Genomic DNA, 710 nt, shown 5'->3' with positions numbered 1-710 from the left:
TTGCCGTGGCCAACTGCCCGGAAACGTACAAGCCCCAGCTGCAGGAGGGAAGCGGCCGCACGCAGACGGTGCGCATGATCCTGATCGTCAACAGTACCGATGCAGTGACGCTGAAGATTGACCCGTCGGTGGTGCTGGCAACCCGGAAATACGTTGATGAAGGGGTGATTGTCGTTAAAGCATACGCCGATTCACTGATGGCGCAGCATCTTGCCGCCGCAGACCCGCACCCGCAATATGCACCAAAAGCCAGCCCGGCACTGACCGGAAAACCAACGGGGCCGACGGCGGCAAAGACGGACAATAGCACGCAGCTTGCGACAACGGCACACGTTAAAAGCGTGGTGGGTGATTATGCGCCGCTGGCCAGCCCGGCATTTTCCGGCACCCCGACCGCGCCGACGGCTGCAGCAGGCAACAGCTCTCAACAGATGGCAAATACCGCCTTTGTGCAGGCGGCAATTGCAGCACTCGTATCAGGTTCGCCTGCTGCGCTGGATACGCTGAAAGAACTTGCTGACGCCCTTGGGGGTGATCCAAATTTTGCAACTACAGTTCTGAATAAGCTGGCGGAGAAGCTTGCGAAAAACCAGAACGGCGCTGATATTCCTGACAAAGCAGAATTTCTCGCAAACCTTGGTTTAGGAGATGTGATTAGAGAAGATGATGCGACTGCACAGTTTAAATTGAAACACTGGTCGTCGGCGGGA

At 56.5% G+C, this 710-nt stretch carries 1 protein-coding gene; it reads left to right on the top strand.

Going from position 1 to position 710, the window contains the following annotated elements:
• Nucleotides 1-710 (top strand): phage tail protein (locus tag WH277_RS27390; RefSeq protein ID WP_339507435.1); only part of this gene is annotated, 710 nt, incomplete at both ends.

Source organism: Erwinia sp. MYb416 (genome assembly GCF_037479575.1).
GTDB lineage: Bacteria > Pseudomonadota > Gammaproteobacteria > Enterobacterales > Enterobacteriaceae > Erwinia > Erwinia rhapontici.
Note: the sequence above shows the minus strand (reverse complement) of the source record. Positions and strands in the feature narration are given on the sequence as shown.